This window comes from Thermovibrio sp., from assembly GCA_015488335.1.
GTDB lineage: Bacteria > Aquificota > Aquificia > Desulfurobacteriales > Desulfurobacteriaceae > Balnearium.
Window position 1 is genome coordinate 35878 of sequence record WFNZ01000054.1, and the last position, 20535, is coordinate 56412.

The window sequence follows — 20535 nt, forward strand, 5'->3', positions numbered from 1 at the left end:
CATGTTTCCAACGTGTTCAGTGTGTATCTGCGTGCGTGTATATATTTAAAATCGGAGAACCTCAGACAGAGGGAAAAATGGAAAAGCAGAGCATTCTGGAGAAAGAGCTCAAATACAGCTGGGATGGGGAAAGGAGCAGGGACATTCTTATAATTAGGCGGATGAACTGGGACGACCCTGTGGAAGTTTACAGAGATTACGGGAAAGAAAAACTCAGGGAGCTCTACAGAGGAAACTTGCATTTGCTTGATAGGGTAAACAGGTCTTTCTGGAAAGTGATTTTAGGAATAAGCGATGAAGAATATGACAGACTTGCAAAAGAAAACTTTAGACTTCGTTGTCAAATCTGGCCTTACTGAGGGGTTTTACCTTGCCGGCGGAACGGCAATTTCATTAAAGTATAGCCACAGGCATTCAGGAGAGTTTAACTTCTTTGCCCCTAAAATCCCGCAGGGGTTCCGTGGAAAATTAGACCAAGCGTTCAAAGAAGCAGAAAAGAGGGGTTTTGAGGTAAACATAGAAACTATCAACCCGAAAGATACGACCTCATTTAAAATTAACGGAGTTAAGTTCACTTTTTCTTACTACCCCTACAGCCTCATCAGACCCCTTGATAAAAGATTTTCTCCATTACTCCTTGCTTCTGATGAGGACATAATGGCTATGAAAGCAGTAGCCATACTTCAAGGAGGGAAAAAGGAAGATTTTTACGACTTCCAATTCCTGCTTCAAAGAAAAAGATGGAACCTTGAAAACGTAATCTCTCTGTGCCGAAAGAAATACGACCGTATTTTTGTTCCTTTCTCTTTCATAAAAAGGCTTGTTTACTTTGAAGAAGCAGAAAAGTCAAACTCTTATCCCGAAGTTGAAGAAAGATGGGAAGAAATTAAGGAATACTTCAAGAAACTCCTGTTGGACTACTTTTTTGAAAAACTTGATAGCCTTGAAAACAACTCTGAAAATCGTTCTCTTTCACCATAACTTTCCTTTTAGGAACAAAAATTTTCTCAAAAAACTTGCAATTTTCTCAAAAACGGATATAGAATTTAAATAGAGCCGACTTTTCAAGGCAGGAGGATAGGGAAATGGCCGACGTGAACGAATACAGCCTCAGCGGAGTTGAGATAAACGGAAAGGTTTACCACAATCCTTACACGAACTTCAGGCACATCTGGTCAGGGCCGCAGGTGTGGATGTGGAACGAGTTCGTAAAAAACCCTGAAGCTCTTGCAGAATACTTTGAAGAAGGAAGGTGGCCAGCAGGGGCGTGGGAAAACAGAGAAGGAGTCAAGCTTGACTACGAAGTAAGGCAGGACTTTTACCTGAAACTTGACTATGCTAAACGAGCCCTTGAGATAGCCTACGATGTTAAAAAGATAAGAGAAGAGATGTATGACTGGTTCCTAAAGTTCTGGAGAGCATACAAGGAGCCTATTGAGAAAGTCTATCCTCAGTTTGACGACAGGAACTACGCAAACCCTACTCTCCTTGAGAGATTGGCTCAGTGGTGCGCAGATACCGTTGCTAACACGTTCGTGAAGTACGGGCCTAATGCGTTTTTCGTGTTAGTAAGAGGGATTTTAACAGGAATAGGAATTGATAATAGTTGGATGGAAGCTCTCAAGAATATGTCGGAAAAACATCCAGAGTTATTAGATTATGAAGAGTTTAGGAAAATTGTGGAAGAAGAATTACCAAAAAGTGATGAGTTGTATACGGAACTTAAAAGAATCTATATCAAGTGGTTAAATAAATATGACCCAAAGGACAAAATGACTCATGCAAGGCTTGGTTTATTTGGAAATCTCTGGGATGGACTTCAGGGAAAAACTTATTACATAGTAAAAAATAATTTTTTTAGAGAGCTGGCAGAAGATTTGATTAAATATAATGTAACAACAAAAAACAACTACGATGAACTTTTTAAAGAACTCCATTGGGCACTTGATTATCTCTGGGAACCTAATCAACATATAGCTCCCTCAGAATACTTCAATGGAACAAGTCATGTAACTTGGGACTATATGTATCAACATCAACCGAAAGTAAGTTATTCTTACGGAATATAAATTTCCTATTAAGAATATGCCATAGGAAAATAAAAGCATAGAATTTTCTTTAAAAGAAAGGAGGATTAATTATGCCTCTTATTGATAAACAAAAAGAGCAAGACCCCCACCCCACTCAACAGAACACGGAGGCTTCTAAAACTTCCGATACGACCAAAAAGACCGCAGCTCCCAACAAGTGGACGACGTTTACGGATACAGATGCGAAGATAGCGGGGGCGAAGCGTGAGGTAGAGTTAAATTTTGACAGGTATTACAGCGCAGCAAGGCAGAAGGCGAAGGAGTATGAAGAGCTTGCTTTGATGGTTAAAAAGGTTTTTGGGCTCAATCCTTACGTTCCTGAAGAGGACAGGATACAGACTGCTCTTTACAGGCTTGGAGCTCCAGAGCTCCTTGAGGCGTACAGGGAGTGCGTGAGGGCGGCCGAGATTGACAGGAAGGGGGCAGTAACTGAAGACTACTGCACTCAGCTCAAGTGGGACAGGATAAAGCAGGCAATAGACAGGTTAGATAAAGAGATTGACCAGATACTTGGGCGTTCTGGAATGAATGACGTGATGTTTTTTGGGCTCAACGGAGTGGCTGAGTTATGGATAAGATAAATCCTTTTGAGGATACTAAAGCCTTTGTTGAAATGGTAAAGCTGAGCAATATTGAACCGGATTTAAAACAGATAGCTGTATTTTTCCCAGATGCTTTACTTATTGAAGATGAAGATTACAAAGACCCTGAATTTGGAAAGGGGCTTTTTTGTCTTATGCATACAGACCCGTACAGATTTTCAAGAATAGTAGAGTGCCATGTGAACAACTATAACGTTCTCGGATACAGGCTGATAAAGGAAAATCAGGCTCCTGAAGGGAAACTTGTAGGGATGTTCATCCTTTCCATAGCTGTTAAAAATGCTGGTATTGAGTTATTTAATGAGATTCCCCGCCCTGAATACTTTAGAGCAGTCATAGATACGCTTAAGCATATAAAACTTGATGAAATTGATAGAGCTTTAAAAAGCATAGAACCGCCGCAGGGAGTAAAGGAAGAATTTAAAGAACTTTTAACACCGTATTTTTACTGGCAGGAGTATAGAAGGAGCTTAGAGGAACTTAAAGGAGAATATGTTTGGGCCTTTCTTGCACATCTTAATTCCATATTATCTGCATTTTTCCTGATTTCTTTTCATCAATCTGCTAAATCTTCACAAAAAAAAGAATCTAATGTCATACAACTGCAGGGAAATGTAGGGGAGGTTACCTTAAAATATTCTAATTCTTGAGGAACTTTTTGATTCTGGATTTTTTACTGTAAAACTTCAGGAGGAACGACTGCATAAGTTTTTGAAACTTCCCTTGAAAGGGATTTTATTGCATCTGTTGGAGCAACGTTGGAGAGCTCCTCTATTTTTTCTCCAACTTTTACTTTTATTACTTCATCTCCGTGTGGAGAGTAGTAAGAGTATGCAACCTTTGAGGGTTCTACAACCTCAAAGTAGAACTCTGTAGGAAATCCTGCTTTTTCAACTTTTTCTTTGAGCTCTAAAAGGTCAGAGGGTTTGACTTCAACCGTTCGGAACAGTTCTCTTCTGACAAACCGTTTTGAAAGGTCGGAAATTACTCTGTCTTTAGCGTTCTGTAGGTTGTATATGGAACAGATGATATGGCCGTCTGTAAGTCTGAAAAATTCCTCTATGCTGTTATTCTTAAGGCAGTTTTTCAGGCTCGGATCTATCGGCAGTTCTTCTCCGTTTAAGAGGAGCTCCCTCATTCTTTTTACAATTTTTTGGAGAAGAACTTGAGCGGAGAGATTTACCTTGTGGAAGTAGACCGTCCAGTACATCTGATACCTTGACATTACATAGGATTCAAGGGCATTAAAACCTTTGGAGCTCCATACCAGCTCTCCGCTTTCAACTTGGGCGGAAATGAGGATCCGATTCGTATCTATCCTTCCAAAAGAGACTCCCGTGTAGAAGGCGTCTCTTTTCAGGTAGTCTAACCTGTCACAGTCTAACTGGCTTGAGACTAACTGGTACTTAAAGGGCTGTTCAGTCTCTTTCCTCAAAATTTTCTTTGTCTCTGAAATCAGCTCTCTGTCAATTCCCGTTTCTGCTTCCACTATGTCAAGGGCTTTTTGTGTAAGTTCCTCGTGGTTAAAGGGAAGGATATAACCTTCAAGGGCGTGGGAAAAGGGAGAGTGGCCTAAATCGTGGGTCAGGGCTGCAAGCTTTACAGGTAGTGTTTCATCGTCCGTAAATGTATAACCGTTTAATTTCAAGTAATTAAAGGCCTTTTCAACTAACCAGTATACCCCTAAGGAGTGTTGAAACCGGGTATGTTCGGCTCCGGGGTAGACCAGGTAACAGGGACCCAACTGACGAATGTACCTGAGACGTTGTAGTGGGGAGCTCCTTAAAACTTTGTCAACGGGAGCTCTCCTTTCTACCAGTATAAATTCTTCGTAAACAGGGTCCATTAACAGTTTATACTTCTTCACCTTTACACTCTTTGCAGATTCCGTAGCAGATAGCTGTACAGCTTACAGGTTCCCCTACAGATTCTACCTCTTTTCTATTTACCTTAGGGATTGTGTCAAGGTCGTATATCTTTCCGCACTTCAGACAGACAAAGTGGCTGTGGGGTTCAACCCTTGCGTCGTACCTGACCTTGTCCTTCAAAGTTGGAACCCTCTGAACGAGACCTACAGATTCAAGGCTTGAGAGGGTTCTGTAAACTGTGGTGAGTGAAATTCCCTCTATTTTGTCCTTCAGCTCCTCAAAAAGTTCTTCTGCTGAAGGGTGGTCGTGCCTTTGGGCAATGGCCTTATAAACGGCAAGCCTTTGGGGAGTTACCTTAAGTCCAAGAGCCCTTGCCTTTCTCTTAAATTCCTCAACTCTCCTTTCAAGATCCATTTTTTACCTCTGCATACTTGTTTTAAGAGCAAACTATTTGTATATGCTTAATTTATTCCTCAAATCCGAAAAAGTCTCCCACCTTTACCCTGTAGCCTCTTATGAACTCCTCTCCCGATATTTCTTTTTTCCCTTCAGGTTTGAGCCTTTCAATTTTCAGGGCTCCACTTCCTGTTGCAACTATTAGCTCTCTATCTGCCTTTACCACCTCTCCCGGCTTTCCTATACCTTTAACAGGTTCAGCCTTCAAAATCTTCAATCTTTTCCCTCTGAACGTTGTATATGCGGAAGGCCATGGGGTAAAGGCTCTTATTTTGTTGAATATCCTTTCTGCGCTCTCGTTCCAGTCAATTCTCCCCATCTCTTTACTTATCTGGGGGCAGTAGGTAGCTTCCTCCTCTTTCTGGGGAACGGGCTTTAATTTTCCTGAAATATAAAGGGGGAGCGTTTCAGAAAGGAGCTCCGCTCCTACCTTTGATAGTTTGTCGTGGAGGGTTTGGGCATTGTCCTCTTTCTCTATCTTCACTTTTCTCTGGCTTATTATGTCTCCGGCGTCAAGCTTGGGAATTACTTTCATTACCGTTACGCCGGTCTCTTTCTCTCCATTAAGGAGTGCCCATTGGATGGGGGAAGCTCCTCTGTACTTGGGTAGGAGCGAGGCATGAATGTTTATGGTTCCATACTTTGGAAGGTCTAAAAGCCACTTGGGGAGGATCTTACCGTAGGCGGCAACAACTATTACGTCGGGGTTTATTTCAGAGAGTTTTCTCTTAAGCTCCTCGTTCTCCTTGACATTTTCCGGCTGGTAAACCGGAATTCCTGCCTTTTCAGCAACTACTTTTACAGGGGGTGGTGTCAATTTCTTTCCCCTGCCTGCAGGTCTGTCGGGCTGGGTGACAACCAGTTTTACATCGTAGCCCTCTTCAATCAGTTTTTTTAGTGGAGGAACTGCGAACTCTGGAGTTCCCATAAAAACGACCTTAATCTTTTTCACTGAATACCTCCAACAGTTTTTCAAAGGGAAAAGCCCCTTTCCTTAAGAGTTCCGGTTTTCCCCTCAGCAGAGAGACGAGTGTGGAAGGTCTACCGTAGGTTTTTCCCTCTACACAGAGGGATACCCTGTTTTTAAAGTAGTTGTAACAGTCGGAGCAGTTCTCTGCCGGTTTTCCACCCTCAGGGTTTGCGCTGGGAGCAAAGAGTGGATGGGAGAGTTCTATAACCTTTAATAAGAATTCATCTTTTGGAACTCTTATGGCAATATTCCCTCTTCCCGTTATCTCCTTTAGTGGAGAGTTCTCTTTCAGGGGAAGCACAACTGTCAACCTTTCCGGGAAAATTCTGTTGAGTTTTTCTTTTGTTCCTTCAGGAAAAAGAACTCCTAACTCCTCTGCCCTATCAAGTGAGTTAAAGATAACTATCAGCGGCTTTTCAGGATTTCTCCTTTTAAGCCTGTAGATTTCTGTAAAAACGGCCTTGGAGAGGGAGCTCCCAATAAGCCCGTAAAGGGTATCTGTAGGAGAACAGACAAGCTTTTCTTCCTTTATAAACTCTGCCACCAATGGGGCGTTAGACAGTTCTTTCTTAATCCTCTCCATCTTCCTCTTTTATCTCAAGGAGGTGCTTGTTGTAGAGGAAGATTAGATCTCCGACGTTGCAGTGGAGCTCCCTTGCAACAGGTTCACACTTTGCTTTCAGTATAAAAAAGATGTCCTTATCGTCTACTCCGTCTAACGTTTCAAAGTTTGCCTGACCTTTTGATATAACGAAAAATGCCCTTTCCCAGGCTTTTTTAAACTCATCCGATGCAAACTCAAAGTCAACACCTATGTAGTCCTTTCCTGTTGTTATCAGTTCGTCTGCAATCTCGTTTGCTCCAGTTTTTACTGCGTCCTCAACGGTTGCATCGTTGAGAATAGGACCTCCTCTAACGGCCAGAATAACTTTCATTCCTCTCTCTTTTAGCTCTCTTATTAAGAACTTGTCAAAAACTATTTCCCCGGCGTTGTCTGCAACGTAGAGGACCGTTTTCCCGGGAACTAAAAACCGCTCTAAAATTGCTTCGTCAAAATAGGCAAAGGGGGTTTTAAAGAAGTTCTTTATCTCTTCTTCAAGATCAAAAACGTTTGGAACGGCAAAGTCAATCACGTTTCCAAGAGCTGCAAGTTTTATGGCAACTGCAAGCCTATCTTCAGCTTTTTCGTAAATCTCTTTCCTGAGCTGAGGTTCAAGCTTAAGGGCTATTGAGTTGTATTTATCCTTCAGAACTTTGTATGGATCTTCTACCCCAGACAGTTTCTTGAATATTCTGTGAATGTAAGTCGCGTTGTGGCCGGGGGATTTCTCCGGCTGAAGGTCTTTGTATATGAACTTTGCAGCTTCTCTTTCAATTTCTATTGTCTTTTCTCTGCTAAGTCCTGCAACTTCAGCAGCTTTCCTTACTTGGTTCAGGAAGCAAGGGAGGCAGAGCGGATAAACTTTCATCGTTAACCCTCTAAAACCTTTTTCTTCATCTCTTTTCTGTACTCTTTTAGTTTTTGGCGCAACTCTGTGTACTTAATCGCCATTATCTCTGCTGCCAGAACGGCTGCGTTCTTTGCTCCTGCCTTTCCGATTGTTACAGTTGCAACGGGGACTCCTCCGGGCATTTGGACTATTGAGAGAAGAGAGTCAATGCCTTTTAAAGGGGAAGCGTCAAGAGGAACTCCAATTACAGGAAGGGTAGTTTTTGCTGCTATAACTCCACCAAGGTGAGCGGCGTATCCTGCGGCAGCGATGATCACGTCGTACTCTTCTTCTGCTCTTTCACAGAAAGAGATAACTTCATCAATTGTTCTGTGGGCAGAAAGGACTTTAACGTCGTAAGGGATTCCAAATTCTTCTAAGGTTTTTGTGCAGTTTTCCATTACCGGCATGTCGGATCTGCTTCCCATAATTACGGCAACTTTCTTCACTTTACCACCTCCGCTTCCACCGGTTTTGATCTGTTTCCGCTTTTGTCAACAGCCCTTATTTCCACCTTTTTGGGGCATTCTGGCAGTGTTAAGTATATTCCAGAAGTCATGAAAGTTCTGTTTCCTGCTTTTACGACGTAGTAGATAACGTCTTTAGAAGGTGATGGGTCCCAAACGGCAGTGCAGATTTTTCCTTCTATTAGATAGGCGTGGAAAGGCGGGAGAGGTGGAACTCTATCCTCTGGTGTAGCCGGTATCGGTTCTGTTAACTTCCCTTTCAGTTTACCCTTTGAAAAGCGGAACCGGTAAACGTAAGTCTTTCCATTATTTACTCTGTTATCTATAAACTTTTTTCCTTTGAATTCTGCGTAGGGTTTTAAGAACGGGAATTTCTGGTTTCTGAATACTTCAACTGTAAATTCGGGATTTGAAACTTTGATTATAACCCTACTGTCTGCACCTTTAACTTGAACTTTGGGAACTTTGTGGAGCGGTTGTTTCCCTACTATACAGACCGGTTCTGAAGGGGAGCTCCCCCTTCCCTCGTAAATGGCTGAAACGGAATAACACCTTTTTTCTCCCGCTTTTATCGGTTTGTCAAGAAAGTAATTTTTCTCCGTTTTAACTTTTTCTTTACCGAAGTTTACGTTAACAAGGTATCTAACCCGTTTCGGGTTGGGTAGTTTTCTTCCATCTCTATAGGTTTTTACTCTTTTCCAGCTGATGATAGGTCTGTTAAAATCCTGAAAGAGGGTGGTAATTTCCGGAGTTGAAGGTTCTTTGGGAAGTGGAGGTAGCGGAGCTCCCCTGTGGCCACAGGTAGAAAATGAAAAGAGGAGAGGCAGGGTAATCAGAAAAAACTTTTTCAAAACTCCTCCGGTTAAATTTTGGTTTGCTGTTATAATTTTCCCAAAACCTTTCCAGGAGGTCTAAAAGTGGCTTCTATAGATGTGAACCAAATTGCAAAAGGGATGAAGTTGGAGATAGAGGGAGCTCCCTACGAAATCATAGACTACCAGCACGTTAAACCGGGAAAAGGACAGGCCTTTGCAAGGATAAAACTGAAAAACCTGAAAACTGGAAATGTTGTTGAAAAGACCTACAAAGTGGGCGAAAAGCTCCAGCTTGCCGACTTTGAAGAGAGGGAAATGGAGTATATCTACAACGACGGTGACTACTACTACTTTATGGACTCAAAAACCTACGAACAGGTAGGAGTTCCTGCTACAGCCCTCGGTGAAAGGGCAAAATTCTTAAAGGAAAACACTCCTGTAATGGTTCAGTTCTACAAGGATGAGGCAATCTCGGTTAAACTTCCGAAGAGCATCGTTCTTCAGGTTGTAGATACAGAACCGGGCTTTAAGGGAGACACGGTTTCCAACGTTACAAAACCCGCAACCCTTGAGACGGGAGCGGTTGTTCAGGTTCCTATGTTCATAAACATTGGAGATATGGTTAGAGTGAACCCAGAAACCGGAGAGTACATAGAAAGGGTAAATATTAAGTAGGAGGAACAGTTGGCCGATATTGAAAAGGTTAGGGAGCTCCTTAAGAGCCTTGAAAACTCCTCGGTGGAAGAACTTGAGTTAGAGACCGAAGGGTTAAAAATAAAAGTAAAGTTTAAGAGGGAAGGAGCTTCGGTTCCTATTCCCTCAGAGAGTCCTTTAACCCCTGAACCCTCCCCTGCTGAGGAGAAAGCACAGCCTGAGGAGAACTATTACGTTGTTGAATCCCCGATGGTAGGGACCTTCTACAGAGCCCCTGCTCCTGGAGCAGAGCCTTTTGTAAAAGAGGGAGACTACGTTGAAAAAGGTCAGACCCTATGTATAATTGAAGCCCTCAAAGTGATGAACGAGATTGAGTCGGAAGTTTCTGGAATTGTCAGGAAAATCCTGGTTGAGAACGGCCACCCTGTTGAGTATGGCCAGCCGCTCTTCTACATAGAACCTAAATAGGATTTTGGATGTTCAGGAAAGTTCTTATTGCCAACAGAGGAGAAATAGCCGTAAGGATAATAAGGAGCTGCAGGGAGTTAGGTATTAAAACGGTTGCTGTCTATTCAACGGCAGACCGGGAATCGCTCCACGTTTACCTTGCAGATGAATCTGTCTGTATAGGTGGGCCTCAACCTCAACAGAGTTACTTGAACATACCGGCGGTTATTGCCGCAGCTGAGCTTTCTGGAGCTGATGCTATCCATCCCGGTTACGGCTTTCTTTCAGAGAACCCCGGCTTTGCAGAGATATGTAACGCCTGCGGCATAAAGTTTATAGGACCTTCTCCTGAAACAATGATCCTAATGGGGGATAAGGCAAAGGCGAGGAAAGTGGCCCAAGAGGCAGGTGTTCCCGTTGTTCCGGGAAGTGGAGTTTGCCGTAGCGTTCAGGAAGCACTGAGGGAAGTTGAAAGGATAGGTCCACCGGTCCTTGTAAAAGCTGCTCACGGTGGCGGTGGAAGGGGGATGAGGCTCATTACCTCTCTCAATGAGGCGGAAACACTCATAGCTACTGCAATGGCTGAGGCAGAAGCAGCTTTTGGGAACGGGGAGGTTTACGTTGAAAAGTTTATAGAGGAACCTCGCCACGTTGAAATACAGTTAATTGCCGATGGCCACGGTAACGTTTACACCTTTGGTGAGAGGGAGTGTTCCCTCCAGAGAAGACACCAGAAAGTTGTTGAAGAAGCCCCCTCTCCTTTTGTTGATGAAAAACTGAGAGGAGAGCTCTCTAAAGCAGCTAAAAGGCTTGCCGAATATATAAACTACGAGGGTGCTGGAACTGTAGAGTTCTTGGTTGATAAAGAAAAGAACTTTTACTTTATTGAGATGAATACTCGGATACAGGTTGAACATCCCGTTACAGAAATGGTTACAGGGAAGGACCTTATAGCTCTTCAACTGAAAGCTGCTGCCGGAGAGAAGCTTGACTTAGATCAAATCAAGCTGAACGGCCACGCCATAGAATTTAGAATAACATGTGAAGATTACACTGAAAACTTTAAGCCCGTTCCGGGAAAGATAGAGAAACTCCTTCTACCGGGTGGCTTTGGAGTAAGGATAGATACTTACATTTACGAGGGATATTCAGTTCCCGTTTATTACGACTCTCTCCTTGGCAAGCTCATAGTCTGGGGAGAGAATAGGGAAGAAGCTATAGAGAGAGGAAAAAGAGCCCTTTTAGAGTTCCTTATAGAAGGGAAACTTAAAACGACAATTCCTTTCCACCTTAAGCTTTTAGAAACTGAGCAGTTTAGAGAAGGAAAGTTTAATACCAGAACCCTTGAGGAAGAAATACTGCCTGGTCTGAAACAGTGAATCTTTTAAAACAGATTCCGGAGGAAAGATGTCTTCTCAATCAAAGACAGAAAAAGTTAAAATTTGGTTAAAGGAGTACCTTAGCGAGTTTGGTGAGTATAGTGGAACTTTAGAGGAACTCTCCGGATTAACCGGAGCTTCCCCTTACCTTATAAAGAAAGTTTTAAAGGAACTTGAAGAGGAAGGTTTTTTAAAGTCTGAGACAAAGAGGGGTAAAGGTCTCCTTATAAGGCTTTGTGAGAAAAAGCCGGAAGAGAAAGAAATTCCGGCTACTGAGGAGGAGAAAATGGGGGAAGAGAAAGAGGTTCAGAAGAGTGAAGAGAAGAAGGAGAAAAAGGAGAAGAAAAAATCACTTCAGGATACAGTTCTGACCTCTTTGTTGGGAAAGGACGTAACAGTTTTCCTCATAAGTGGAACACGACTTGAGGGCAAACTTTTAGATTTTGATAACTTCACGTTGGCCATGACTGCTCCAAAGGGAAAGTCTTTGGTTTATAAGCACGCCGTTGCCACAATTCTCTTTGACGTGGAACAGAAATGAAAAGGTACAGGACTTTAGAAGAAGCTCAAATTGCCCTAATAGAACTCCTTGAGGAGCAGGGAGAGTTCAGAGGAAGTGTTGAGGAGCTTGCTGAGGAGCTCTCTGTTAAATCCGAGCAGATAAAACCTCTTCTTCAAATTCTGAAATCTTCTGGGGATGTTGTCTACGAGGAAGTTGGTGACGAGATTATTGTTAGACCTGCTACTATGATCTCCTCTTTACTGCCCCCTGTCCTTACGGAGGAACAGCAGAGGGAAATTGAAGAGAAGGTTAACTTAGGTTATAAGATTATTGCCTGTTCAACTATGAGAGGAGTCCAGAGCAGGGAGCTCCGCTCCGCCCTGGGAAAGAGGATTGTAGTCTACTTCAGGAATGGAAGTAAAGTAGAGGGTAAGTTAAAGGGTTTTGATAGATTTTGCTTAAAACTTAAAAATTACCGGGGAAACATACTGGCCTATAAACACGCCATATCAACCATCGTTTATAAACCGTAGTTTAAAGAATACCCCTTTGATCTGTGGCTTTTAATCTCAAGTTCCGGACTAACCCTTTTTAATGTCTTTCTGAGCGTAGATATGTAGACCGGCAGGCTTTCTTCTTTTATTCCCAAGTTGAGGAAGTTTTTAAACTCAACTACCTTTCCAGGCCTGCTGAAGAGTTTCTTTAAGACCAGAGCTCCCCTATAAGATAGCTGCTCTTTAACTTTTATACTGTTCTCCTCAAAGAGTTCTAACTTTGATTCGGGAAGTGTGAATGTCAGTTTGACCGTTCTCCCTTTAGGAAGTAAAAGTTTAATATTCTCAAGGCTTTTAACCAGTGCCTTGAGGAAAGATTCAATTGATCTCTGGTTTCTGCAGATTGTAAATACGTTTTCTCTGTCAAGTTGAAGGTTGTTTTCCTCATCTTCTACAACTAATATTGGTTTTCTCTTTATTCCGTCTATAACTATAGACTGAAGAAGATGTTTACTCACTGCATAAACGTCTACTATGGGATTTTCACTTAAACTGCTGCTAAGGTGGAAGTAATTTGTTTGGAGTTTGTGGTCGCCTATTCTAATCAGCCGAGTTATAATTTCTTTAAGGGAAGTGTCCTGTTGACAAATGCTGATCGTTATCACTTTTTCCATTTTAAGCCCCCTCATAGTTTTTGTATAGCTCTTTTATTTGTTGCCTATTCTAACAAAGCTTCTATTCTAATGGATTAATTTTTTTTACTTTAACCCTCAATTCTTCTTTTCTATTACACTAAGCTTTAACTGTATAATTGGGTGAAATTTTTACCCCAGGAGACACCATGAAGGAGCTCCTTTCAAAGCTCAACGAACAACAGAAAGAGGCTGTTCTCTACTTTGAATCTCCCCTTCTCATACTGGCCGGTGCTGGCTCGGGAAAGACCAGGGTTATAACCTACAAAATAGCCTACATGGTGAAGGAGCTCTCCTTTCCTCCAGAGAGAATTTTAGCAATTACTTTTACAAACAAGGCTGCTCGTGAAATGAGAGAAAGGATTGAGACCCTTTTAGGAAAAGAGGTTCCTGTAGCCGTTTCAACTTTCCATTCATTCTGCGTTAAACTCTTAAGGGCTCACGCAGGGCGGATTGGCTACAGTCCCAATTTTGTTATTCTTGATACGGAAGATAAGAGACGGCTCATAAAAGAGGTTCTAAAAGAGCTAAACCTTGACCCGGAACAGTACAGCCCTTCAGCGATTTCTTCGGTTATAAGCAACGTAAAGAACGGTATGTTCTCTTTAGAATCTGCAGAAGTTTACTACGAGAAACTGAAACCGGTTTACGACCTCTACAACAGAAAACTCAAAGAACTAAACGCCTTTGATTTTGATGACCTTCTGGTCTACGGAAGGGAACTCCTTCTTCAGAAGGATCTTAAAGATTACTACTCCCGTTTCTTCCAGTACGTTTTGATAGATGAGTATCAGGACACAAACAGAATTCAGTATGAAATTGCAAAGTCTTTAACAGAAGATAGGGGAAACATCTGTGTTGTAGGAGATGAAGATCAGTGTATTTATACCTGGAGGGGGGCAAACATAGACAATATTCTTTCCTTTGAAAGGGATTTTAAAAATGCAAAAGTCATAAAGCTTGAGAAGAACTACAGATGCTCTAAGACCATTCTTGAGGCGGCAAACGCTGTAATTGAAAACAACAGACTTAGGAAGGGTAAACGACTCTATACAGACAATCCCAACGGACATCCCATAGGTCTTTTCAGGGCAGAAACCGACCTTGAAGAGGCCATTTTTGTTGCTAAAACCGTTAAAAAACTTATTAACAGAGGATTGAAACCTTCAGATATTGCCGTTTTCTACAGAACCAATGCCCTTTCCCGAGTTTTTGAAGATGCTCTCAGAAGAGAAGGTATCCCCTACCAGATTGTAGGAGGTGTTAAGTTCTACGAGAGAAAAGAGGTAAAAGATATACTGGCCTACTTAAGGCTTGTCGTTTCAGATTCAGATGTCATTTCTCTCTTCAGGATTTTAAACACACCTAAGAGAGGGCTTGGCAGTGCTGTTGAAGAGAAGTTGAGAAAAATTGTGGAAAGAGAGAGAAACTGGAACAGGGCTCTTTTAGAGTTAAAAGAGCAGCTCAGAATGGAAAAGCAGAGGAGGGCTGTTGAGGAGCTCCGCACCACCCTTTTAACACTGAAGGAGAAATTGGGGGAGCTCCCACCCTATGACTTTGTAAAGTTTATAACCGTTTCAACCGGATATAAAGAGTTCATTAAAAAGGAGTTTCCTGACGACTGCGAGCAGAGGCTTGAGAACGTGGAAGAGCTTGGCAACACCCTTCAGGAGTTTTCAGAGAGGAGTTCTCTCAAGGGAGAAGAGCTCTACTTAGAGTTTATCTCCACTCTAACCCTCTCTTCTGATCAGGATGAACTTGAAGAGAGCGACAGAGTTACCCTTATGACCGTTCATGCCTCAAAAGGCCTTGAATTCCCCGTGGTTTTCGTAACCGGTCTTGAAGAGGGAACTTTTCCCCACGTGAAATCCTCAGAAACCAGCAGTGAGATTGAAGAAGAAAGGCGCCTCTTCTACGTTGCTATAACGAGAGCTAAGAAACAGCTGTTCCTCTCTTACTCAAAGAGGCGACGCCTCTTTGGTAGTTACAGACCCATGAAACCTTCAAGATTTGTCTCTGAGATTCCATCCCACCTGATAAGAGAGGTTGAGAGGCGTTCAGAAAGGGAAGGTCGGTTAAACGGTTCCTCTCCAAAACCTGCAGAAGAGCCTGTAAGGGATAAAGCCCCTAAAATTGTTTTTCACAAGAAGTTTGGTAAAGGAGTTGTTAAGAGGGTTGAAGGCTCTGGAGAGAGCGCAAAGGTTACCGCCTTCTTCGCCAACTATGGTGAAAAGACGATAATTATGAAATTCCTAAAAGTTCTCGGTTAGGAGGTTGCCTTGAAGCCTATAAAGAGAAGACTTCTCACCCCCGGGCCAACGATGGTTCCAGAGAGGGTTCTTGAAGCCCTTTCCCGTCCTACCCTCTACCACAGGTCTCCTGAGTTTAAAGAGATTTTCCTTGAGACCAGGAAGCTTCTTGGGAAAATCATGAGGACAGAGGGAGAAGTTCTTATACTTACTTCTTCTGGAACAGGAGCAATGGAGGCTGCCGTTGCTAACCTCTTTAACCCGGGAGACAGCGCTGTAGTTGTTGTTGGCGGAAAGTTTGGTCAGAGGTGGGAGGAACTGTGTAGAACCCACGGCGTAAACCCGATAGTTGTAAACGTTGAATGGGGAAGGGCTGTTGACCCTGCAGAAGTTGAGAGAGCTCTTTCTGAAAACCCTGGCGTTAAGGGAGTTCTCATCCAGATATGCGAAACTTCTACGGGAACCGTTCACGACGTTAAGGAGATAGGAAAAATTCTCAGGAACTTCCCTGACGTTCTTTTAGTGGCCGACGGAATAACCGCTTATGGCGTCTATGACATTCCCACAGATGAGTGGGGAATAGACGTTGCAATTACAGGTTCTCAGAAAGCCCTCATGACCCCACCCGGGCTTGCCGTCATAACCCTCAACGAAAAGGCGGTTAACAGACTTGTTGAAAAACCCAGAACCTACTACTTCAACCTGAAAAAAGAGATAAAGCAACAGAAAAAAGGGCAAACGGCCTACACAACGGCCACGAACCTTGTTGTTGCCCTTAATGAAGCGCTAAAAATGATTCTTAAAGAAGGTATTGAAAACGTTGCAAAGCGTCATGCTATCCTTGCAGAGGCTACAAGGGCTGGAGTGAAGGCGATGGGGTTGGAGCTCCTCTCATACAGCCCGGCAAATGGCGTAACGGCAGTCCTTGCACCTGAAGGCATTAACGGTCAGGATGTTGTGAAGATAGCCAGGGAGAGGTACGGGATAACCATAGCCGGCGGTCAGGAACACCTGAAGGGCAAAATCTTCCGCCTCTCCCATATGGGCTACGTAGACCAGTTTGATGTTCTAACCGGCCTTGAAGTTACAGAGCTTGCACTGAAAGAGTTGGGCTACAGCAAGTTCAAATTTGGAGACTCCGTTAAAGCGGCAATGGAAGTTTTCTACTCGGCGAATCTGTAGTATAGTGGTTCTTTAAACAGCTTAAAGGAGAGACTATGAAAAAGTATCGCTACACAGTTGAGTACACCCTCACTGCTCCCGATGGAACAGTAATTGACTCTACAGAAGGAAGAGAGCCTTTCTCCTTCACCACAGGCCAGAACGAGGTTATCCCCGGCTTTGAAAAGGAAGTGTCTCAGATGGAAGAGGGGGAGGAGAAGACCTTTACACTTCAACCTTCAGAGGCCTACGGAGAGAGGAGAGAAGAGCTTGTTGAGACCCTTCCCCGCCATATGTTTCAGGGAATAGAGCTCCAGAGAGGCCAAACACTTCAGGGAACAACGCCAGAAGGACAGACCTTTTTGGTTAGGGTTGTGGACTTTAACGACGAAACCGTAACCATAGATCACAACCACCCACTTGCCGGCGTTCCTTTAACCTTCAGGGTTAAAGTTCTTAAAAAAGAGGAGGTTGCTTAGTGGAGACGGTGGTTGTTTCAGAGGCTCCACAACAGCTTGTTAGTAAGCTCATATTCAACACAGTTGTTCCAAGGCCTATAGCCTGGATAACAACAGTTTCAAAGGTGGGTAAGGTTAACCTTGCCCCTTTCTCTTTCTTTAACGCTATAACAACAAAACCGCCACTTTTGTTTGTTTCTGTTGGTAAGAGGAAAGACGGCACCTTGAAGGATACGGCCAGAAATATCCTTGAAACAGAAGAGTTCGTGGTTAACGTTGTTTCAGAGGAGTTCCTTGAGAAGATGCACCTCTCCGGTAAAGATTTTCCCCCGGAAGTGAGCGAGGCGGAGGAGCTTAACGTTGAACTTGAACCTTCTAAACTTTTAAAACCGCCTAAGGTGAAAAACGTCCCTGCAGCTCTTGAGTGCGTTCTCAGGGAGCATTTACAGTTAGGGGCAACCCCTATGGATGTCTTTATAGGAGAGGTAGTTGCTGTTCACTACAGCCCGGAGCTCCTTAAAACCCAGAAAGGTTTGATTGGAAGATTGGGAGGAAAGAGGTACTGTTGCGTTTCCGATGAGATAGACCTTTCGGAGCTCTCTTAAGAAATGGGGGCAACCGCCCCCGTTTTAATAAAGTCAGAGATTTATTCATTATTCTTGGCCATCCATTATTATATGGAAACTTTATTAAGTTTGTCAATATTTAAACTCCCCAGCTCCATGGATTCTTCTTTTCCGGCGGAGAGGGTAGTCCCAATCTCTCCCATATCCTGTCCACCCTTTTCTTAACCTCAGGATCCATCTCAATGTCCGGCGGCCAATCCCTTGTAAAACCTTCACTCTTCCACTTCTTAGTTGCGTCAATACCCATTTTGCTTCCGTAAAAGGGCAGGGGTGAAGTGTGGTCAAGGGCGTCAACGGGACCTTCCGTAAAGATTACATCCCTTTTAGGATCAACGTTGTTTCCCCACCTCCACAAAACCTCTCCTATATCGTGGACGTTTGTATCCTTATCAAAAATTACAATGTTCTTCGTGAAGCTCATCTGACCCATTCCCCAGAGGGCAGAAATGACCTTTTTGGCGTGTCCGGGGTAGCGCTTATCTATAGAGATAAAGGCAAAGTTGTGGAAGACCCCTTCAATGGGAAGGCACATATCAACAATTTCTGGAAGCTGAGTTTTGAGAAGCGGCAGGAATATCCTTTCAGTTGCCTTTCCTATGTAGCAGTCTTCCATTGGCGGTTTGCCAACTATCGTTGCCGGGTAGATGGGGTCTCTCCTGTGAGTTATGCAGGTAATGTGGAAAACAGGGTAGAAGTCGGGCAGTGAGTAGTAACCTGTGTGGTCTCCAAAGGGCCCTTCAAAACGGAACTCTTCTGTATCAACGTAGCCTTCTAAAACTATCTCTGCGTTTGCAGGAACCTCAAGATCAACAGTTTCGCACTTAACCATTTCAACGGCCTTTCCCCTTATAAACCCGGCAAAAACCATCTCATCAACGTCCTCGGGAAGAGGAGCCGTTGCCGAGTAGATAACTGCCGGGTCGGAGCCTATGGCAACGGCAACGGGAAACCTCTTTATTCCCATTCTCTTTGCTTTCCAGAAGTGTTTTGCTCCAACCTTGTGCCAGTGCCAGTGCATTCCCGTTGTGTTCTTTGAGTAGACGTGGAGCCTGTACATTCCGCAGTTTCTCTCGCCGGTTTCCGGGTCTTTGGTGAAAACCAGCGGCAGGGTTATGAACCTCCCGCCGTCTTTAGGCCAGCAAAAGAGTATTGGAAACTTTGAGAGGTCTGGCTCTTTCACTATTACTTCTTTGCAGGGAGCTTTTTCTCTCTTTACCTCTCTGGGGAAAATATCTGCAATCTTTTTCAGCTCAACCAGCTTTTTCAGCTTATCAATAAAACCCGACGGCTTTTCAGGCTTTAAGAGTTTTGCTGCCCTTTTCCCTATTGAGTCAGGGTCGTCTTCAAGGGCAAGAACCATCCTTTTATAACTGGCAAATAGGTTTATTGCAACCGGAATTTCCCTGCCGTCAACGTTCTTAAACAGAAGGGCTGGTCCTCCGGCTTTAACCGTTCTATCTGCAATCTCTGTGATCTCAAGGTAAGAGCTTACGGGGTAGTCAATCTCTTTAAGTTCCCCTTCCTGTTTCAGTTTCTGGATAAACTCTCTTAAATCTTTATAGGCCATTATTTACTTCTCCTTTCAATTTTGTAGAATTCTACCACCTTAAGGAGAGAAGATATGGCTAAGCTAAGTGAAATAACGGCTTTCCTTGAATCCCTGATCCCACCTGAACAGCAGGATAGCTGGGATAACTCAGGCCTTCAGTTAGGCTGGAGTGAACAGGAAGTTGGTAGGGTTGGCTTTGCTCTATCTGTTTCCCGTGAAGTTGTAGTTGAAGCTAAGAAGAGAGGAATTGACCTCCTGATAACCCACCATCCCCTAACAATTTCCGGTCTGAAAGTTTTTTCTCCAGACCGCTACCCTCAGAACCTCCTCTTAGAGCTGGTAAAGAACTCCATTTCCCTCTACGCACTCCACACAAACCTTGACGTTTCGCCTTTTGGACCAACTGCCTTAATCTGTGAATTTCTAAACCTTCAGAGCGTTGAACCTATTACTGTGAAGCCTCCTTACGGTGCCGTAGGAGTTCTGCCGGAAAAGTGTTCGCAGAGGGAGCTCCTCTCAAAACTCAAAGAGTTCTTACCGAAAGATGTTTTCAGGGCTGTCAATTACTCTCCAGAGTCTTTAGTTGAGCGTGTAGCCATCTGTTCCGGCAGCGGAGCCTCTTTCATAGACTTGGTCGCTGACAGAGCTGACCTTTACATCACTGGAGATGTTAAGTACCACGACGCAATGAAGGCAAAAGACCTTGGCCTTACAGTTTTTGACATGGGACACTTTGGAACTGAGAGAATTTTCTACAAGAAGCTTAAAAAACTACTTGAAAGTGCTTTCCCGCAGGTAGATTTTATTCTCCTGTCTGAAAACTCCCCCTTTGAGGTGGCCTGACATGTTGAACGAGAAACTGTTAGAAGTTCAGAATAGAGAGATTGAGCTCTTAAGGCTCAAAACGAAACTGAAGGAGCTCCTTAAGGAAAAGGAGACCAAAGAGAAACTCCTGAAGGAACTTGAGACAAAACTTGAGTCGGCACACAGGAAACTTGAGGAGAAGAAAAAGGAACTTAAAGATCTGAAAGACTTTATCCTCTACAAGCAGGAGAGAATAGAGGAGCTGAAAGCCCAGAAGGAGAGAGTTAAAAGCAGAAGCGAGTTTAAACAGATACTTCGGCAGATCGCCAAAAACGAAGACGACATAATAAAGACAAAACAAGAGATAACAAAAGTTGAAGCTGAAGTGGAAACCCTTGCAGACGCCTACAGGAAACTGAAAGAAGAGCTTGCACCCCAGGTTGAGTCTGTAAGGAGCGAGATTGAAGACCTGGAAGCAGAAGTTGAAAAGCTTGAGAAGAAGATAGAAAAAGTGAGCAGAGATATTGAAGACCTTAAAGAAGGAATACCTGAAGAGGAGCTCCGCCGATTTGAGGAGCTGAAAGAGAAGTTCAACGGCCTTGTGTTTGCCGACATCTCCTCTGGAGCCTGTGAAGGGTGCGGAATGACATTCTCGCCGGCCGAGTTTAAGGAGCTCCTCAAAAACCTTGAACCCGGAAAAACCAAATGCCCTTACTGTGGAAGGTTTATTTACAGTAAAGTGGCAACCAGATAGTTCTGCTC

General features: G+C 43.5%; 25 protein-coding genes. 16 read left to right on the forward strand and 9 right to left on the reverse strand.

The features are described 5' to 3' along the window. The first annotated feature begins 77 nt into the window (after positions 1-77). The 5 genes from F8H35_RS06955 (at position 78) to F8H35_RS06975 (ending at position 3342) form a co-directional block, all read left to right on the forward strand. A complete protein-coding gene (locus F8H35_RS06955) occupies positions 78-359 on the forward strand; it encodes a hypothetical protein (RefSeq protein WP_472572821.1) in 282 nt (93 codons plus the stop codon). Next, complete coding sequence (locus F8H35_RS06960; protein ID WP_472572822.1) at positions 295-981, forward strand: nucleotidyl transferase AbiEii/AbiGii toxin family protein; 687 nt, start codon at positions 295-297, stop codon at positions 979-981. Before F8H35_RS06955 ends, F8H35_RS06960 begins: the two co-directional genes overlap by 65 nt. Before the next feature lie 104 nt (positions 982-1085). Then, the gene (locus F8H35_RS06965; RefSeq protein WP_472572823.1) at positions 1086-2069 is read left to right on the forward strand and encodes a hypothetical protein; all 984 of its coding nucleotides are present in this window, start codon (positions 1086-1088) and stop codon (positions 2067-2069) included. Between the two features lie 71 nt (positions 2070-2140). Beyond that, a complete protein-coding gene (locus F8H35_RS06970; protein WP_472572824.1) occupies positions 2141-2671 on the forward strand; it encodes a hypothetical protein in 531 nt (176 codons plus the stop codon). Further along, on the forward strand, positions 2659-3342 hold the full coding sequence (locus F8H35_RS06975) for a hypothetical protein (protein ID WP_472572825.1): 684 nt from the start codon (positions 2659-2661) through the stop codon (positions 3340-3342). Before F8H35_RS06970 ends, F8H35_RS06975 begins: the two co-directional genes overlap by 13 nt. Before the next feature lie 23 nt (positions 3343-3365). Here F8H35_RS06975 and F8H35_RS06980 read toward each other — a convergent pair whose 3' ends face one another. From F8H35_RS06980 to F8H35_RS07010, 7 genes are read right to left on the reverse strand one after another with little or no spacing between them, the layout of a single operon-like run. Next, positions 3366-4559, reverse strand: coding sequence for an HD domain-containing protein (locus F8H35_RS06980; protein WP_472572826.1), 1194 nt, complete (start codon positions 4557-4559; stop codon positions 3366-3368). Then, positions 4546-4974 carry a Fur family transcriptional regulator gene (locus tag F8H35_RS06985; protein ID WP_472572827.1) on the reverse strand — a complete coding sequence of 143 codons (429 nt, stop codon included), beginning with the start codon at positions 4972-4974 and terminating at the stop codon, positions 4546-4548. The genes F8H35_RS06980 and F8H35_RS06985 overlap by 14 nt, the downstream gene beginning before the upstream one ends. 52 nt (positions 4975-5026) lie before the next feature. Continuing rightward, entirely contained in the window at positions 5027-5944 is a 918-nt protein-coding gene (gene fmt, locus F8H35_RS06990; protein ID WP_472572846.1) for a methionyl-tRNA formyltransferase, read from the reverse strand. A gap of 10 nt (positions 5945-5954) precedes the next feature. Continuing rightward, on the reverse strand, positions 5955-6569 hold the full coding sequence (locus F8H35_RS06995) for an L-threonylcarbamoyladenylate synthase (RefSeq protein WP_472572828.1): 615 nt from the start codon (positions 6567-6569) through the stop codon (positions 5955-5957). Continuing rightward, positions 6556-7455: a damage-control phosphatase ARMT1 family protein gene (locus F8H35_RS07000; protein WP_472572829.1), complete on the reverse strand. Its 900-nt coding sequence runs from the start codon at positions 7453-7455 to the stop codon at positions 6556-6558. Before F8H35_RS07000 ends, F8H35_RS06995 begins: the two co-directional genes overlap by 14 nt. Before the next feature lie 2 nt (positions 7456-7457). Next, positions 7458-7925 carry a 5-(carboxyamino)imidazole ribonucleotide mutase gene (gene purE, locus F8H35_RS07005; protein ID WP_472572830.1) on the reverse strand — a complete coding sequence of 156 codons (468 nt, stop codon included), beginning with the start codon at positions 7923-7925 and terminating at the stop codon, positions 7458-7460. Then, complete coding sequence (locus tag F8H35_RS07010) at positions 7922-8794, reverse strand: hypothetical protein (protein WP_472572831.1); 873 nt, start codon at positions 8792-8794, stop codon at positions 7922-7924. The genes purE and F8H35_RS07010 overlap by 4 nt, the downstream gene beginning before the upstream one ends. A gap of 66 nt (positions 8795-8860) precedes the next feature. On the opposite strand from F8H35_RS07010, the gene efp reads away from it, so the two are divergent. From efp to F8H35_RS07035, 5 genes are read left to right on the forward strand one after another with little or no spacing between them, the layout of a single operon-like run. Next, the gene (efp, locus tag F8H35_RS07015; protein WP_472572832.1) at positions 8861-9433 is read left to right on the forward strand and encodes an elongation factor P; all 573 of its coding nucleotides are present in this window, start codon (positions 8861-8863) and stop codon (positions 9431-9433) included. 9 nt (positions 9434-9442) lie between these two features. Further along, the gene (gene accB / locus F8H35_RS07020; RefSeq protein ID WP_472572833.1) at positions 9443-9880 is read left to right on the forward strand and encodes an acetyl-CoA carboxylase biotin carboxyl carrier protein; all 438 of its coding nucleotides are present in this window, start codon (positions 9443-9445) and stop codon (positions 9878-9880) included. An 8-nt stretch (positions 9881-9888) separates the two neighbouring features. Further along, positions 9889-11238 (forward strand): acetyl-CoA carboxylase biotin carboxylase subunit, encoded by a 1350-nt coding sequence (accC, locus tag F8H35_RS07025; protein WP_472572834.1) that lies wholly within the window; start codon positions 9889-9891, stop codon positions 11236-11238. Positions 11239-11266: 28 nt separating this feature from the next. Then, positions 11267-11779: an RNA chaperone Hfq gene (locus F8H35_RS07030; protein WP_472572835.1), complete on the forward strand. Its 513-nt coding sequence runs from the start codon at positions 11267-11269 to the stop codon at positions 11777-11779. Further along, complete coding sequence (locus tag F8H35_RS07035) at positions 11776-12273, forward strand: RNA chaperone Hfq (RefSeq protein ID WP_472572836.1); 498 nt, start codon at positions 11776-11778, stop codon at positions 12271-12273. The genes F8H35_RS07030 and F8H35_RS07035 overlap by 4 nt, the downstream gene beginning before the upstream one ends. Here the strand turns inward: F8H35_RS07035 and F8H35_RS07040 are convergent. Beyond that, entirely contained in the window at positions 12261-12908 is a 648-nt protein-coding gene (locus F8H35_RS07040; protein WP_472572837.1) for a helix-turn-helix domain-containing protein, read from the reverse strand. The two genes, F8H35_RS07035 and F8H35_RS07040, sit on opposite strands and share 13 nt — an antisense overlap. Positions 12909-13075: 167 nt before the next feature. Between F8H35_RS07040 and F8H35_RS07045 the strand changes: the two genes are divergently transcribed. Genes F8H35_RS07045 through F8H35_RS07060 form a run of 4 tightly spaced genes read left to right on the forward strand, consistent with a single transcriptional unit; the run spans position 13076 to position 17399 of the window. Then, entirely contained in the window at positions 13076-15196 is a 2121-nt protein-coding gene (locus F8H35_RS07045; protein ID WP_472572838.1) for an ATP-dependent helicase, read from the forward strand. Between the two features lie 9 nt (positions 15197-15205). Next, positions 15206-16357 carry a pyridoxal-phosphate-dependent aminotransferase family protein gene (locus F8H35_RS07050; protein ID WP_472572839.1) on the forward strand — a complete coding sequence of 384 codons (1152 nt, stop codon included), beginning with the start codon at positions 15206-15208 and terminating at the stop codon, positions 16355-16357. 35 nt (positions 16358-16392) lie between these two features. After that, a complete protein-coding gene (locus F8H35_RS07055) occupies positions 16393-16815 on the forward strand; it encodes an FKBP-type peptidyl-prolyl cis-trans isomerase (protein ID WP_472572840.1) in 423 nt (140 codons plus the stop codon). Continuing rightward, positions 16815-17399, forward strand: a complete 585-nt coding sequence (locus F8H35_RS07060; protein WP_472572841.1) for a flavin reductase family protein — start codon at positions 16815-16817, stop codon at positions 17397-17399. Before F8H35_RS07055 ends, F8H35_RS07060 begins: the two co-directional genes overlap by 1 nt. 100 nt (positions 17400-17499) lie before the next feature. Here the strand turns inward: F8H35_RS07060 and F8H35_RS07065 are convergent, their stop codons facing one another. Beyond that, a complete protein-coding gene (locus F8H35_RS07065; protein WP_472572842.1) occupies positions 17500-18987 on the reverse strand; it encodes a menaquinone biosynthesis decarboxylase in 1488 nt (495 codons plus the stop codon). Between the two features lie 54 nt (positions 18988-19041). On the opposite strand from F8H35_RS07065, the gene F8H35_RS07070 reads away from it, so the two are divergent. Then, entirely contained in the window at positions 19042-19812 is a 771-nt protein-coding gene (locus tag F8H35_RS07070; RefSeq protein ID WP_472572843.1) for a Nif3-like dinuclear metal center hexameric protein, read from the forward strand. A gap of 1 nt (position 19813) precedes the next feature. Further along, a complete protein-coding gene (locus tag F8H35_RS07075) occupies positions 19814-20527 on the forward strand; it encodes a zinc ribbon domain-containing protein (protein WP_472572844.1) in 714 nt (237 codons plus the stop codon). Positions 20528-20535 lie beyond the last annotated feature (8 nt).

Bases quoted from the DNA above. Each gene is read 5' to 3' on its own strand.
- F8H35_RS06955 (WP_472572821.1), top strand. From the start codon at position 78: ATGGAAAAGCAGAGCATTCTGGAGAAAGAGCTCAAATACAGCTGGGAT.
- F8H35_RS06960 (WP_472572822.1), top strand. From the start codon at position 295: ATGAAGAATATGACAGACTTGCAAAAGAAAACTTTAGACTTCGTTGTC.
- F8H35_RS06965 (WP_472572823.1), top strand. From the start codon at position 1,086: ATGGCCGACGTGAACGAATACAGCCTCAGCGGAGTTGAGATAAACGGA.
- F8H35_RS06970 (WP_472572824.1), top strand. From the start codon at position 2,141: ATGCCTCTTATTGATAAACAAAAAGAGCAAGACCCCCACCCCACTCAA.
- F8H35_RS06975 (WP_472572825.1), top strand. From the start codon at position 2,659: ATGGATAAGATAAATCCTTTTGAGGATACTAAAGCCTTTGTTGAAATG.
- F8H35_RS06985 (WP_472572827.1), bottom strand. From the start codon at position 4,974: ATGGATCTTGAAAGGAGAGTTGAGGAATTTAAGAGAAAGGCAAGGGCT.
- fmt (WP_472572846.1), bottom strand. From the start codon at position 5,944: ATGGGAACTCCAGAGTTCGCAGTTCCTCCACTAAAAAAACTGATTGAA.
- F8H35_RS06995 (WP_472572828.1), bottom strand. From the start codon at position 6,569: ATGGAGAGGATTAAGAAAGAACTGTCTAACGCCCCATTGGTGGCAGAG.
- F8H35_RS07000 (WP_472572829.1), bottom strand. From the start codon at position 7,455: ATGAAAGTTTATCCGCTCTGCCTCCCTTGCTTCCTGAACCAAGTAAGG.
- accC (WP_472572834.1), top strand. From the start codon at position 9,889: ATGTTCAGGAAAGTTCTTATTGCCAACAGAGGAGAAATAGCCGTAAGG.
- F8H35_RS07030 (WP_472572835.1), top strand. From the start codon at position 11,267: ATGTCTTCTCAATCAAAGACAGAAAAAGTTAAAATTTGGTTAAAGGAG.
- F8H35_RS07035 (WP_472572836.1), top strand. From the start codon at position 11,776: ATGAAAAGGTACAGGACTTTAGAAGAAGCTCAAATTGCCCTAATAGAA.
- F8H35_RS07040 (WP_472572837.1), bottom strand. From the start codon at position 12,908: ATGGAAAAAGTGATAACGATCAGCATTTGTCAACAGGACACTTCCCTT.
- F8H35_RS07045 (WP_472572838.1), top strand. From the start codon at position 13,076: ATGAAGGAGCTCCTTTCAAAGCTCAACGAACAACAGAAAGAGGCTGTT.
- F8H35_RS07055 (WP_472572840.1), top strand. From the start codon at position 16,393: ATGAAAAAGTATCGCTACACAGTTGAGTACACCCTCACTGCTCCCGAT.
- F8H35_RS07065 (WP_472572842.1), bottom strand. From the start codon at position 18,987: ATGGCCTATAAAGATTTAAGAGAGTTTATCCAGAAACTGAAACAGGAA.
- F8H35_RS07070 (WP_472572843.1), top strand. From the start codon at position 19,042: ATGGCTAAGCTAAGTGAAATAACGGCTTTCCTTGAATCCCTGATCCCA.
- F8H35_RS07075 (WP_472572844.1), top strand. From the start codon at position 19,814: ATGTTGAACGAGAAACTGTTAGAAGTTCAGAATAGAGAGATTGAGCTC.